We start from the raw sequence: 12,185 nt of genomic DNA on the forward strand, positions 1-12,185 counted from the left end.
TCGTCGAAACAAAACGCTAATTCCCTCTGCCGCTCATACCGAGCGGTTGTTTTGACAACCCTGATCCACGGGTTGGCGGTAAAGGCTCCCGTGGAAGGCCCCGCAGTCAACGAAGAGAGCAGAGCACTGTTTTTGGGCACCTTTTGGGCGCCCCCGAATTTTTCGGCGCCCCGCAGATGCACTGGGAAGTGTATGGGCGGAGGACTGCGGCAGGGTTAAAGAACGCGGTAAAAATACCCTCTCCCGGTGTCTCAATTTCGCTCGCCATGCGAGCGTACGGAGCGCAAGCTCGGGGAGGCGGCCATGGACCCGCCGGAGTTCAAGGCAGGGGGCAAGACAGCGGCAGAAGTTCAACGTGAAATTCGGCGTGAGGCCGGGTTAAACTCTTGTCTCTCCGGGCGGAGCGCCGTGTCGGGCACCGAGCCCGGTTGCTATTCGGTCTAACTGGAACTTGAAGGGAGTTTCGTCATTCAATTGTTGGAAATGCCAGATGCGTCACTCGGCTCGTTCTATTTTTTGTTCGTCAGCGTGCCTATATTACGTGCTTGATGGAGACGGGTGTTAGCTTGAACATTTGGCGAGAAAGACGAGTGCCCCGCTGGGCACGCATTTGGGGAAGCGGGCGTTACCTTTCTGCCTCCAACATGCACCCGATGCGGGATAGCTTTGGACCATCCGACGGATTCGGGTTTTCCCCGAGGCACGCGATGAAGACGGTGCAACTTATTCCCTCGTTGGCGGCCCACCGCATGGCCGCGAACAAGGACGACCCGCCCGATGGGCCGCGTCGCGATGACGGCGACGGCGAGTCGAAAACAGGTATCGTCACCAAGACCCGTCCAAAAACGAAGAAGCCGAACCTATATAAGGTTCTCCTGTTGAACGACGACTTCACGCCGATGGAGTTCGTGGTTCTGGTGCTGCAACGCTTCTTCAACAAGGGACAGGAGGATGCGACCCGCATCATGCTCCATGTCCACCATAAAGGAGTCGGGATTTGCGGGGTCTATACTTACGAGGTCGCCGAGACAAAGGTGACGCAGGTGATGGACTTTTCACGGCAGCATGGCCACCCTCTACAGTGCACCATGGAGAAAGAGTAGGACTCGATTGACATCGCTCTCCAAAAATCTTGAAGCCTCCCTGCACCGCGCTGTGCAGTATGCAAACGTCCGCCACCACGAGTTTGCGACGCTTGAGCATTTGCTGCTCGCGCTCGTCGACGATCGTGACGCTGCTGCCGTTATGCGGGCCTGTTCCGTCGACATCGAGCAATTGCGTGCCCGATTGATCGAATATCTCGACACCGAGCTGAAGCCGATCGTGTCGAAATCAGCGCGCGACGCTCACCCGACGAATTCGTTCCAGCGGGTCGTTCAGAGGGCGATCGTCCACGTCCAGACGTCGGGCCGGGAAGAGGTTACGGGCGCCAACGTGCTCGTCGGCATTTTCTCGGAACGCGAAAGCCACGCAGCGTATTTCCTGCAGGAGCAGGAAATGACACGCTTCGATGCCGTTCAATACATTGCTCATGGGATTGCAAAGCGGCCCGGCATGTTCGAGCCGCGGACGGTTCGTGGAGTCGATGAGGACGTGAACGCAACCGAGGGTGAAGAGAAGAAACCAGGCGATGCGCTCAACACGTATTGCGTGAACCTCAACAAGAAAGCCCGCGACGGCAAGATCGATCCGTTGATCGGCCGCGAGCAGGAGGTCATGCGTACCGTGCAGGTGCTCTGCCGCCGCCAGAAGAACAATCCGCTCTTCGTCGGCGATCCGGGTGTCGGTAAAACGGCAATTGCCGAAGGATTGGCGAGGAAGATCGTCGCCGGTCAGGTGCCTGACGTTTTGAAGGGCGCAACGATCTTCGCGCTCGACATGGGTGCGCTTCTTGCCGGAACTCGCTATCGCGGCGATTTCGAGGAGCGGCTGAAGGCCGTGATGAAGGAAGTCGAAGCGTTCCCCGGCGCGGTTCTCTTCATCGACGAGATCCACACCGTGATCGGCGCGGGTGCGACCTCGGGCGGAGCTATGGACGCTTCGAACCTGTTGAAGCCTGCGCTGCAGTCCGGAACGCTCCGCTGCATCGGCTCGACGACATACAAAGAATACCGGCAGCACTTCGAGAAGGATCGGGCACTCGTGCGCCGGTTCCAGAAGATCGATGTGAAGGAGCCGACCGTCGAGGACGCGATCGAGATCCTCAAGGGCCTGAAGTCGGTCTTCGAGGACTATCACAAGATCAAATATACGAACGAGGCCATCAAGGCCGCGGTCGAGCTTTCGGCCCGGTATATCCACGACCGGAAGCTGCCGGACAAGGCGATCGATGTGATCGACGAGACCGGTGCTTCTCAGATGCTTCTGCCGGAAAGCAAGCGGAAGAAGAAGATCACCACGAAGGAGATCGAGGCGACCGTCGCCGTCATGGCGCGCATTCCGCCGAAAACCGTCACGAAGAGCGATGCCGAAGTCATCGCCCATATCGGACGCGATCTGAAGCGGCTGGTTTTCGGTCAGGACAAGGCCATCGAGGCTCTTTCGAGCGCGATCAAGCTGGCGCGTGCCGGCCTGCGCGAGCCCGAGAAGCCGATCGGTTGCTATCTGTTCTCCGGCCCGACGGGCGTCGGCAAAACGGAAGTCGCCAAGCAGCTCGCCAACCTGATGGGCGTCGAGCTCCTGCGCTTCGACATGTCGGAATACATGGAGAAGCACACGGTTTCGCGTTTGATCGGTGCGCCTCCGGGGTATGTCGGGTTCGATCAGGGTGGTCTTCTGACCGATGGCATCGATCAGCATCCGCACTCCGTGCTGCTGCTCGACGAAATCGAGAAGGCGCATCCGGATCTGTTCAACATCCTCCTGCAGGTGATGGACCACGGCAAGCTCACGGACCACAACGGCAAGTCGGTCGATTTCCGCAACGTCGTTCTCATCATGACGACGAACGCGGGTGCATCCGACATGGCGAAGCCACCGATGGGCTTCAACCGTCAGAAGCGGGAAGGCGAAGACACGGAAGCAGTGACGAAGCTGTTCACTCCGGAGTTCCGCAACCGTCTCGATGCCATCGTGCCGTTTGCGGGCCTGTCGCCCGAGATCATTGCGCAGGTCGTCGAGAAGTTCATCTTCCAGCTCGAAGCGCAGCTCGCAGATCGCAGCGTTACGATCGAACTGTCGGATGAGGCGACACGGTGGCTCGCCGAGAAGGGTTACGACGAGAAGTTCGGCGCGCGGCCGTTGTCTCGCGTCATCCAGGAATACATCAAGAAGCCGCTGGCTGAAGAACTGCTGTTCGGCAAGCTCGAGAACGGCGGAACGGTGAAGGTTCTGGTCTCCGGAAAGGGCCCCGACAGGACGTTGGCTTTCGACTTCCTGCCGCTCGATCCTTCGAAGAAGGCCAAGTCGCCGGAAGACGAAGAGACGGATGACGACGACGATCTTCCGCAGCCGGTTCTTGCGGATGCGACGCCGAAGAAGGCGTTGCCCGGGCCGAAGGAAAAGGGCGAGAAGCCCAACGGGTCCGGAGCGGTGCCGAGCGTGCCGCGGAAGAAGAAAGAAGAGTAAAAGTTCAACGGCACGACCTTCGGGTCGTGCCGTTTCTTTATGTGTCGAAGCCGTTATGAGGGCCTGACGGCCAGCGTGGTTGCATGATCTGGCTCACCGCCTTGCTTCTCGCGGGAATTTTCGGTTGGCTCGGAACAGGCTGGCTGGCGCCCGTCCTGCTCGGCGTCGTTGCCGGGCTGATCGTTGCGATCGACAGCATCGCTGCGAACGAGTTCACGGCAACCACGGCAGTCACACTTGCGATGATCATCGCAGCGATTTTTGTCGTGTGGGGCGGCATCCGCGCCCTGAGGCGTTCTCTTACGACCGCCGGTTAGCCGTCCGGCGAAGGGGTCAGCCCGCGAGTGCTGCCTTCAGCTTTTCAGCGTTAGCGGCGAGCACGGAACCTTCTTCCATATTTCGCGCGTGGATGTGCAGCGGTTTGCCTTCGTAGCGGGGTATGACGTGGAAATGCAGGTGAAAGACCGTCTGGCCGCCCGCCGTTTCATTGAATTGCGCGATGCTGATGCCGTCGGCATTGAAGGCGGACTTCGCGGCGACGGCGACCTTCTGAACGAGTGGGATGACCTTTGCGAGCACTGCGGGATCGGCGTCCAGCAGATTGCGCGAGGGGGCTTTGGGCAGGACCAGCGTGTGGCCCGGCGACTGGGGCATCACGTCCATGAACACGATCGCGTCGGCATCCTCGTAGACTTTGTGGCACGGAATTTCGCCGCGCAGGATCTTCGCGAAGATGTTGTTTGCGTCGTACGACATGATGGTCCGCTCGGCTCAATATGCGGCGGCCTTCGACCGGGCGCCGCTTCAGGCTTCGTCTTTGCGATAGGGGCCCATCTCGGTCAAGTCGGCATTGAACCGGGTCACGGCTTGGCGCTCCTGGTTCAGGAAGCGTTCCACGGCGCGTTCGAGCGCCGGATCGGCGAGCCAGTGGGCGGAATATGTTTCGACCGGCAGATAGCCGCGTGCGAGCTTATGCTCGCCTTGGGCGCCGGCCTCGACGCGCGGGAGCCGGTGCTCGATGGCGTACTCGATCGCCTGATAATAGCAGACCTCGAAGTGGAGAGCCGGGTGGTGCTCGATTGCGCCCCAGTAGCGGCCGTAAAGGCAATCGCCGCCGATGAGGTTCAAGGCGCCCGCGATGTAGCTTCCGTGCCGCTTGGCAAAGACCAGCAGGCACCGCTCGGACATGGCCTGGCCGAGGAGCGAGAAGAACGTGCGATTGAGATAGGGCCGGCCCCACTTGCGGTTTCCGGTGTCCATGTAGAAGGCATACATCGCATCCCAGTGGGCTTCGCCGATGGCTCTGCCGGCGACGCGTTCGATCTCGATCCCGTGCGCCAATGCCGCCTGGCGTTCTTTTCTGATCCCCTTGCGTTTGCGCGATGCGAGGGTGCCAAGAAAATCGTCGAAGGAGCCGTAGCCCTGGTTTTGCCAATGGAATTGCTGGCCGATCCGCGTCAGGAGGCCGAGGGCGCGCAGGCGGGCCGCGACGTCGCGGTCGAGGAATGTCAAGTGCACTGACGAAAGGCCGCCGAGGCGGGCGACCTCAATCGCTGCAGCTGCCAGAATCTGCTCGTCGGAATAGGACTTGCCTCCGGGCTTCACGAGCAGGCGGGGGCCGGGGACGGGCGTAAACGGCACGGAGATCTGCAGCTTCGGATAATAGCGGCCGCCTGCCTGGGCGTAGGCATCTGCCCAACCGTGATCGAATACGTATTCACCCTGGCTGTGCGATTTCAAGTATGCGGGCGCGGCTGCGGTCAGCGCTCCGGTTTCGTCTTCGACGATGAGATGGCGCGGCAGCCAACCGCTTCTCGTTCCGACCGCGTGCGATTCCTCAAGCGCCTTGAGGAACGCGTGGGAGACGAAGGGATTGAACGTCGCTGGATCGGGATTCGCGCAGGCATCCCACTGCACTGCATCGATCGCTGCGATCGACGGGGCGAGCTTTACGGCCGTGTCGGGAGATGTCGGCATCTTTACCGCTGCTGAAGGTGTCCCAAGTCTATGCAACTCCTTCGCGGTCTCATAGCGACAAAGAGCAGGGCAGATCCGCGCTGCTTGCGGCGATCGCGAGCGGCGGTTCTATCGTCAGGGACGAAAGCCCTCGAATATCATGGCGTCGGCGTGCGCTTCGGCGATGCGCCGCTGTTTCGGCGTGCGCACTGTCCATGTGAAGAGCGGCAGGCCCGAGACCCGGCGCACGTATTCCGTTACCGGGGTCGGCAGCGCATCGACTTGGTAGGCATAAAAGTCCGGCGCGACGGGGCCCGACTCGAGCAGGTTGCGAAGCCCGGCTGCGCGCTTTCTTTTGATCTCGCGCGACCACCAACCGCTGCCCGCATAACTTCCCGAAACGATCCCGCGCGGGACGTCCGGGGCCAATCTCCGCACAGCAGTCATCACGTCCGGATCAAACGACATCAGCGCGACGGGGCCGCGATATTCGGAAACGAGCCTTGCAATGCTGGCGATGAACTCGCGGTCCGGCGGCTGCCATTCGCTTTTGATTTCGATGAGCAACGGGACACGCCCACCGACTAGGTCCAGCAGCCCGGCGAGCGTCAGGATCGTAGCGTCTCCGACCCGATAGCGCAGTGATCCGAGATCACGTTCCTTGATGGCCGAGAGGGGGCCGCGTCCGTCGACGAGCCGGTTCAACGTCTCATCGTGAAAGACGATCGGAACGCCGCCTTTGATCGGCCGTACATCGCATTCGATGCCGTAGCCTGCCGTAATGGCCGCCTCGAACGCGGGGCCTGTATTCTCGATGACCCCGCGCTTCGCGTCGTGCAGGCCGCGGTGAGCGATCGGTCGAAGAAACGCTGCGCGGTCGAGCATGGCGTCAACGGATTTTCAGGATCGCATCGATTTCAACGCACGTGCCGAGCGGCAGGCTCGAGACGCCGACAGCGGATCTCGTGTGCCGTCCGGCGTCGCCGAGGACGGCGACGAGAAGGTCGGAAGCGCCATTGATGATTTTCGGATGATCGACGAATTCCGGCGTAGAGGCGACGAAGCCCGTCAACCTCAAGACCTGGACCACGCGTTCAAGATCGCCGAGAGCGGCTTTCGCTTGTGCCAGCAAGCTGAGCGCGGATTGCCGGGCGGCTTCCTGCCCGTCTTCGATGGATACGCCGGCTCCCAGCTTGCCTGTCAGCACGCGGCCGGTCGCGTCCTTGGCGACCTGGCCGGAAATGAAGAGTTGGTCACCGGAAATGAGAAAAGGCACGTAATTGGCGACGGGTTGGGGCGCCTCGGGGAGTTTAAGGCCCAATTCGGAGAGCCTTTGATCGACTGTTGTCATTGGCATATTACCCATAGTTAGATTTCGGTGCAGCTTGTGCCGTGCTAGCGCCTCTTTGCAACGCTTTATCTGCGAACTAGACTGCTGGAGCTTTAAGTATACAGGCCTGGAGAGCGAGTGAGCCCAATGATAGTGCGTGAAGGCTATGCCACGTTCGCGCTTCTCGTGCTTGCCGGTCAGATACCGGTTTCGCCGGCGGCTGCAGCCGATCTTATCCCGTTTGCCCCACATCGAGCGGTCTATGAGCTTTCTCTGGGAGGTTCAACGGCGGGCTCGGGCGTGACGGGCGTCGCTGGCCGGATGGTCTATGAGCTCAGCGGCTCGCAGTGCGACGGCTATACGCAGAACATGCGTTTCGTGACTGTGATGACGAACCAGGAAGGAGCCGAGACGCTCAGCGATCTCAGGAATTCGAGCTGGGAAGAGGCCGACGCGAAGAAGCTCAGGTTTTCTTCGACACAATATCAGAACGATAAGCTGGCCGACACGAGCCAAGGGGATGCTGCGCGTTCGAAAGGTGCGACGCCAGTCGTCGGCGTTGATCTCGTGAAGCCCGCGAAAAAGCGCGTGTCGTTGCCGCCCGATATTTATTTTCCGATGCAGCACGCTTCAACGCTCGTCCAGGCGGCCAAAAGCGGTTTGAAGATGTTTGCGGCCAATCTCTACGACGGGTCGGAGCAAGGCGAGAAATATTATTTGACCAATACTGTCATCGGCAAAAAGTTCGACAGAAGCGCCAAGACTGTCCCGGCTTCCTTCAAAGGTGCGGACATTCTGGCGAGCGTCGATTCTTGGCCAATGACGATCAGTTATTTTGAGGCCGGCAAGGACAAGAGCGATCAAGCGCCGTCCTATGAGCTGTCGTTTCGGTATTTCGAGAATGGCGTCACCAGCAATCTGAAGATTGATTACGGCGAGTTCTCCATCAGGGGCGAGCTTAAGGAACTGACGGCGCTGACGCCCGGCAAGTGCCCAGAAACGAAGGACGGACACTAACCAGTTCGTAGTCCAATCGCGACCCGTCGGCCGAGCGACTATGAGTAATCGATTGGTCCTGTCAGAAGTTGATGGGCCGGGCCCATGATCGCGGGATCGATGCCGGCTTCCTGGCAGAACGACAGCAACAGTCCTTCGTCGGAAAGAATGTACTCGAACATTGCTGCTTGCAGCTCGCTAGAACTGGCGACGCCTCGAAGATCGTCAGGTGAAAGCCCAGTCAATGACAGAAAACGCGAAGTTTGATTTGGGTCGGCGAGCAGGAATGCCAGCACCTGCAACGCTAGTGACTCTGCATCATCCTTAGTCATAGGTTTTGATCTGGAGCGAAGCATTGCGATTCCTATGCGTAGGCTGATGTTAACTGTTGGTTACGGCTTTCGAGGCAAAGATGACCCAGGGTTTGGGCGAGAATCGGTGCAAAACGACCGCGATGGAGAGTGGGCGGTTTAATGACGTATCAGGAATCCAGAACGAACGTCGAGCGTCGCGTGCCTGAGCCGCGGCCAACGGTGCGATCTGTCCTGATCGTCGAAGACAATGAGCTCAATATGAAGCTCTTCAACGACCTCCTCGTGGCGCACGGCTACAAGACGATCCAGACGCGAAATGGCTTCGACGCGCTCGAACTCGCGCGCAAGCACCGTCCGGATCTGATCTTGATGGACATCCAGCTGCCAGAAGTTTCCGGCCTCGAGGTGACGAGATGGCTGAAGGACGATGACAATCTCCGCGAAATTCCGATCGTAGCCGTAACGGCCTTCGCGATGAAGGGCGACGAGGAAAGGATTCGGTCCGGTGGTTGCGAAGCTTACATTTCGAAGCCGATTTCGGTGATGGCTTTTCTCGAAACCGTTCGAAAGTTCATCGGCCCGTCGAAGCCGTAGTTCGTCTCCAGATTTAGTGATCCATGACAGCCCGCGTACTCGTCGTTGATGATATTCTTGCAAATGTGAAGCTTCTCGAGGCGAGGCTGCAGGCGGAGTATTTCGAGGTTCTCACCGCGAACAGCGGGCAGCAGGCCCTCGACATTCTGGCGCGCGAAAGCATCGACGTCGTGCTACTCGACGTCATGATGCCCGGCATGGACGGGTTCGAGGTGTGCCGGCGCATCAAGGGCAGCCACGCGACCCATCACATTCCCGTCGTCATGGTCACGGCACTCGATCAGCCGTCCGATAAGGTCCTGGGCCTCGAAAGCGGCGCCGACGATTTCCTCACAAAGCCCGTCGATGACATCGCACTCGTTACGCGTGTGAAGAATCTCGCGCGCCTCAAGATGCTGAACGACGAAATGATCATGCGTGCCTCGACAGGCAAGGACATGGGCATTCCGGACGATGGCTCGCTCGCGCGGGCGCTTTCCGCGAGGTCGGGCCGGGTCATGCTGGTCGACGACCATCCGCGTTCGGCGGCGCGTCTTCTCGAAGTCCTATCCAAAGCCAACGACGCCTACGCGGAGCGCGACGCGCAGATCGCGCTGGTGCGGCTTGCGGAGGGCAATTTCGATCTTCTCATCGTGAGTTTGTCGTTGCAGGGCGCCGATGGTTTGAGGCTTTGCTCGCAAGTGCGTTCGCTCGAACGTACAAGGCATCTTCCGGTCATCATGCTGGTCGAGCCCGGAGACGAGGCGCGCTTGCTCCGCGGGCTCGATATGGGCGTTAACGACTATCTGATGCGTCCGATCGATCGGCACGAGCTGCTCGCGCGCGTGAAGACGCAGATCAAGCGGAAGCGGCATTCCGATTTCCTGCGGCATCGCCTCGCTGAGAGCGTCGAGCAGGCAATTACCGACTCGCTGACGGGGCTTCATAACCGCCGTTACATGGAAGGGCATCTTCGAACATTGGTCTCGGAAGCGATCCGCACCGGCCGCAACCTGTCGATGCTCGTTGCCGACATCGACCATTTCAAGAACGTCAACGACACGTACGGTCACGACGTCGGCGATGCTGTGCTCAGGGAGTTTTCCGTACGCCTTCGGCGGAATACGCGCGGGATAGATCTCGCGTGCCGGCTCGGGGGCGAAGAGTTCGTTATCATCATGCCGGATACTGATCTCACGCACGCCTACCAAGTCGGCGAGCGGCTGCGGGCATGCGTGGCAGCGGATGAATTTGCGATCGGCGACGGCAGAAGTATCCGTGTGACGGCGAGCGTCGGGATCGGCACGCTGGAAACGCCCGAGGACACTCCCGAGACGATGTTCAAGCGTGCGGATTGCGCGCTCTACATAGCCAAAAGGCGCGGACGAAACCGGGTCGTCGCCGATGCGGCGTAACTGAGACTTTCGGGACTATGCGGTCGTTGCTGCCGCGCAATTGGGGCGATGCAACATTTCTATCGTTGCCGATCCCAGGCCAATTTTCGTATTACTTGCGGGTGTTTAGTCAGCCGGCGAGACAATGCTGGCCGTTTCGAATCGTTGCTCTGCTGACACAGTAAAGCAGTTGTTGCTTTCCGCACTGTATTCTGGCACCAATTTCAATAACGACGTGGGGATAATAAGAACATTACGTCAGATTTGTTGGTCGCGAAGCCTGCAGCATGCTGTTTGGATGGCGACCGAGAAATCCCGCGCTATTGGGCCCGCCGCATAGCCTGATAGAGTGGGTATGATCGAACCGAGCGACCACACGAGTGGCCTCCTCGAACGGTTGCAGAGGGTCGATCGCGAAGCTGGGTGAGGAACAACGCCCTCTTTGAACCTCGCCCGGTTGTGGCCAGGGTCGCGAAGCTGTCTCGGAACGATTTACCCCGCTGCCGAGTTTGCTTTAGGCCCTGGCCGCTTTCAGCCAGGGTCCCGTCAGTACATCGATTTTTTCAAAAACAAACCAGAGTAGGCCGGCGTTAACGCGCCTACTTGATCTTGGTTTCCTTGAATTCCACGTGCTTGCGCACGACCGGATCGTATTTCTTGAATACGAGCTTTTCGGTCGACGTGCGCGGGTTCTTCTTCGTGACGTAGAAGAAGCCGGTGCCGGCAGACGAGAGCAATTTGATTTTTTGTGTAACTGGTTTCGCCATCGATCCTGGCCCTAAGTGAAAGCGCCAATGAACCTTGGCGAGGAAGCGCGCAACATACGCGCGAACTTTGCCGTGTCAAGGCGGCGGAGGTGCGACTTTACAGGATATTAGATCGCGACGATAGGCAGATCCGGCCGAATAATAGAACGGCAGGAATTCGCGTATGCCGCTCAATTTCGGATCGTCCAAAAGAAGCGCTGCGACGTCGTCGAGTACATGTTTGGTGATCCGCGGCAGATCGAGATCCGAGGCCTTCGAAATGGTAAACCAACCGAGATCCAGCAGCTCGCCGTCGGGCGGGGCGAAATTTCCGGATACTGCGTTCGCCTTCGCCACGAAAAACCAAGTGTCGTAGCGGCGGACGCGTCCCGGGGGGGGTAATGGCGCGCGCAAACGGCAGCAGCTCGGCGGGGGATGGGCTATGCCCCGACGCTGCAAAAGCCTCCCAGGCCGCGCTCTGATGCGAGAATAGGCTCTTCGTGCCGATTACGAGGCCGGTTTCCTCACAGAGTTCGCGAACGGCCGCCAGCGCGAAGGGCTTGATTCCGTCTGCCAGGTTCGCCGGCATGAAAGCGCCCGCGAACCGATCGGCGAGTGCGCGATCGTCTTCCTCCACGCGGCCGCCGGGAAACACCCATTTGTCGGGGAGAAAGATTTGGCTGGCGTGGCGGCGTCCCATCAGAAGAGTGGGTTCCGGCCCCGACGTGTCGACGACGACGAGGCACGCTGCATCGCGGATCGGCGTCTCGGTCAGTTGGCCGTTCGCTAGTTCAGACATCGCGACGGGGATCTTAGGAGGCCGCGGGGGGTGAGGGCGGCCACTCTTCTGGCTCGTCCGTATTCGGACCTCCGAAGCCATGCATGCGAAGGGCCCACTGATATCCGACGAGCGATCCCTTCACGCGCGGCAGCAGCCACAAGCTCAGCAGTATGAGCGCCGGCATCCAGATCGCAAGCTGTACCCATGTCGGCGGCGAATAGAGCCGTTCGAGAATGATGATACCGGCGACGATGACGTGCGCGGTGATCGTCATGACGAAATAGGGCGGAGCGTCGTCGGCGCGCTGGTGGAAAAGCTCGGTTCCGCAAGACGGGCAGACGTCATTGACCTTCAGATATTTGCCGTAGAGCCGTCCATCACCGCAGGATGGGCACTTCTGGGACCAGCCACGGCCCAATGCCTGCCAGACATTTCGATCTGTGCCATCGTTTGCGACGGGGATGTTGCTTGCGGTGTCCAGCATGAGCATGTGATGGGGCGTCCTGGCGCGATGGTCAAGGGTGCGGG

General features: G+C 59.7%; 14 protein-coding genes and 1 pseudogene. 6 read left to right on the forward strand and 9 right to left on the reverse strand.

Features of this window, described 5'->3' with window-relative positions:
• Positions 1 to 749: 749 nt before the first annotated feature.
• The 3 genes from clpS to K2Q04_RS15435 all read left to right on the forward strand — a co-directional run bounded on the left by clpS (position 750) and on the right by K2Q04_RS15435 (position 3,884).
• The gene (clpS, locus tag K2Q04_RS15425) at positions 750 to 1,103 is read left to right on the forward strand and encodes an ATP-dependent Clp protease adapter ClpS (RefSeq protein ID WP_092866355.1); all 354 of its coding nucleotides are present in this window, start codon (positions 750 to 752) and stop codon (positions 1,101 to 1,103) included.
• A 7-nt stretch (positions 1,104 to 1,110) separates the two neighbouring features.
• Positions 1,111 to 3,567 (forward strand): ATP-dependent Clp protease ATP-binding subunit ClpA, encoded by a 2,457-nt coding sequence (clpA, locus tag K2Q04_RS15430; protein WP_291165555.1) that lies wholly within the window; start codon positions 1,111 to 1,113, stop codon positions 3,565 to 3,567.
• Positions 3,568 to 3,650: 83 nt separating this feature from the next.
• Positions 3,651 to 3,884, forward strand: a complete 234-nt coding sequence (locus K2Q04_RS15435; RefSeq protein ID WP_291165557.1) for a hypothetical protein — start codon at positions 3,651 to 3,653, stop codon at positions 3,882 to 3,884.
• 16 nt (positions 3,885 to 3,900) lie between these two features.
• Here the strand turns inward: K2Q04_RS15435 and K2Q04_RS15440 are convergent, their stop codons facing one another.
• The 4 genes from K2Q04_RS15440 to K2Q04_RS15455 form a co-directional block, all read right to left on the reverse strand.
• Positions 3,901 to 4,323 carry an HIT family protein gene (locus K2Q04_RS15440; protein ID WP_291165559.1) on the reverse strand — a complete coding sequence of 141 codons (423 nt, stop codon included), beginning with the start codon at positions 4,321 to 4,323 and terminating at the stop codon, positions 3,901 to 3,903.
• A gap of 48 nt (positions 4,324 to 4,371) precedes the next feature.
• Positions 4,372 to 5,544, reverse strand: a complete 1,173-nt coding sequence (locus tag K2Q04_RS15445) for a GNAT family N-acetyltransferase (protein WP_291165560.1) — start codon at positions 5,542 to 5,544, stop codon at positions 4,372 to 4,374.
• A 114-nt stretch (positions 5,545 to 5,658) separates the two neighbouring features.
• On the reverse strand, positions 5,659 to 6,408 hold the full coding sequence (locus K2Q04_RS15450) for a glycerophosphodiester phosphodiesterase family protein (RefSeq protein ID WP_291165562.1): 750 nt from the start codon (positions 6,406 to 6,408) through the stop codon (positions 5,659 to 5,661).
• A 4-nt stretch (positions 6,409 to 6,412) separates the two neighbouring features.
• Positions 6,413 to 6,874 carry a RidA family protein gene (locus K2Q04_RS15455; protein WP_092864868.1) on the reverse strand — a complete coding sequence of 154 codons (462 nt, stop codon included), beginning with the start codon at positions 6,872 to 6,874 and terminating at the stop codon, positions 6,413 to 6,415.
• A 126-nt stretch (positions 6,875 to 7,000) separates the two neighbouring features.
• Here K2Q04_RS15455 and K2Q04_RS15460 point away from each other — a divergent pair, with 126 nt between their 5' ends.
• Positions 7,001 to 7,870, forward strand: a complete 870-nt coding sequence (locus K2Q04_RS15460; RefSeq protein ID WP_291165564.1) for a cell envelope integrity EipB family protein — start codon at positions 7,001 to 7,003, stop codon at positions 7,868 to 7,870.
• A gap of 38 nt (positions 7,871 to 7,908) precedes the next feature.
• On the opposite strand, the gene K2Q04_RS15465 is transcribed toward K2Q04_RS15460, so the two are convergent.
• The gene (locus tag K2Q04_RS15465; RefSeq protein WP_291165566.1) at positions 7,909 to 8,181 is read right to left on the reverse strand and encodes a DUF3572 domain-containing protein; all 273 of its coding nucleotides are present in this window, start codon (positions 8,179 to 8,181) and stop codon (positions 7,909 to 7,911) included.
• 141 nt (positions 8,182 to 8,322) lie between these two features.
• On the opposite strand from K2Q04_RS15465, the gene K2Q04_RS15470 reads away from it, so the two are divergent.
• The gene (locus K2Q04_RS15470) at positions 8,323 to 8,757 is read left to right on the forward strand and encodes a response regulator (RefSeq protein ID WP_291165568.1); all 435 of its coding nucleotides are present in this window, start codon (positions 8,323 to 8,325) and stop codon (positions 8,755 to 8,757) included.
• Between the two features lie 23 nt (positions 8,758 to 8,780).
• Entirely contained in the window at positions 8,781 to 10,151 is a 1,371-nt protein-coding gene (locus tag K2Q04_RS15475) for a PleD family two-component system response regulator (RefSeq protein WP_291165570.1), read from the forward strand.
• A gap of 578 nt (positions 10,152 to 10,729) precedes the next feature.
• On the opposite strand, the gene rpmG is transcribed toward K2Q04_RS15475, so the two are convergent.
• The 4 genes and pseudogenes from rpmG to K2Q04_RS15495 all read right to left on the reverse strand — a co-directional run bounded on the left by rpmG (position 10,730) and on the right by K2Q04_RS15495 (position 12,147).
• Complete coding sequence (gene rpmG, locus K2Q04_RS15480) at positions 10,730 to 10,897, reverse strand: 50S ribosomal protein L33 (RefSeq protein ID WP_045836778.1); 168 nt, start codon at positions 10,895 to 10,897, stop codon at positions 10,730 to 10,732.
• Between the two features lie 75 nt (positions 10,898 to 10,972).
• Positions 10,973 to 11,233, reverse strand: a complete 261-nt coding sequence (locus K2Q04_RS15485) for a hypothetical protein (protein ID WP_291165656.1) — start codon at positions 11,231 to 11,233, stop codon at positions 10,973 to 10,975.
• 199 nt (positions 11,234 to 11,432) lie between these two features.
• Positions 11,433 to 11,756, reverse strand: a pseudogene (locus tag K2Q04_RS22245) (NUDIX domain-containing protein); the annotation flags it as partial.
• Positions 11,689 to 12,147, reverse strand: a complete 459-nt coding sequence (locus K2Q04_RS15495) for a DUF983 domain-containing protein (RefSeq protein WP_366935759.1) — start codon at positions 12,145 to 12,147, stop codon at positions 11,689 to 11,691. The pseudogene K2Q04_RS22245 and the gene K2Q04_RS15495, both read right to left, overlap by 68 nt.
• Between the last annotated feature and the right edge of the window lie 38 nt (positions 12,148 to 12,185).

The sequence above is a fragment of the Hyphomicrobium sp. genome (assembly GCF_019753045.1).
In the GTDB taxonomy this organism is placed as follows: Bacteria; Pseudomonadota; Alphaproteobacteria; order Rhizobiales; family Hyphomicrobiaceae; genus Hyphomicrobium_B.

Coding starts and splice junctions, on each gene's coding strand:
- K2Q04_RS15465 (WP_291165566.1), bottom strand. CDS start 8,181: ATGACTAAGGATGATGCAGAGTCACTAGCGTTGCAGGTGCTGGCATTC.
- K2Q04_RS15435 (WP_291165557.1), top strand. CDS start 3,651: ATGATCTGGCTCACCGCCTTGCTTCTCGCGGGAATTTTCGGTTGGCTC.
- K2Q04_RS15455 (WP_092864868.1), bottom strand. CDS start 6,874: ATGACAACAGTCGATCAAAGGCTCTCCGAATTGGGCCTTAAACTCCCC.
- K2Q04_RS15440 (WP_291165559.1), bottom strand. CDS start 4,323: ATGTCGTACGACGCAAACAACATCTTCGCGAAGATCCTGCGCGGCGAA.
- K2Q04_RS15475 (WP_291165570.1), top strand. CDS start 8,781: ATGACAGCCCGCGTACTCGTCGTTGATGATATTCTTGCAAATGTGAAG.
- K2Q04_RS15495 (WP_366935759.1), bottom strand. CDS start 12,147: ATGCTCATGCTGGACACCGCAAGCAACATCCCCGTCGCAAACGATGGC.
- K2Q04_RS15445 (WP_291165560.1), bottom strand. CDS start 5,544: ATGCCGACATCTCCCGACACGGCCGTAAAGCTCGCCCCGTCGATCGCA.
- K2Q04_RS15450 (WP_291165562.1), bottom strand. CDS start 6,408: ATGCTCGACCGCGCAGCGTTTCTTCGACCGATCGCTCACCGCGGCCTG.
- K2Q04_RS15470 (WP_291165568.1), top strand. CDS start 8,323: ATGACGTATCAGGAATCCAGAACGAACGTCGAGCGTCGCGTGCCTGAG.
- rpmG (WP_045836778.1), bottom strand. CDS start 10,897: ATGGCGAAACCAGTTACACAAAAAATCAAATTGCTCTCGTCTGCCGGC.
- clpS (WP_092866355.1), top strand. CDS start 750: ATGGCCGCGAACAAGGACGACCCGCCCGATGGGCCGCGTCGCGATGAC.
- K2Q04_RS15460 (WP_291165564.1), top strand. CDS start 7,001: ATGATAGTGCGTGAAGGCTATGCCACGTTCGCGCTTCTCGTGCTTGCC.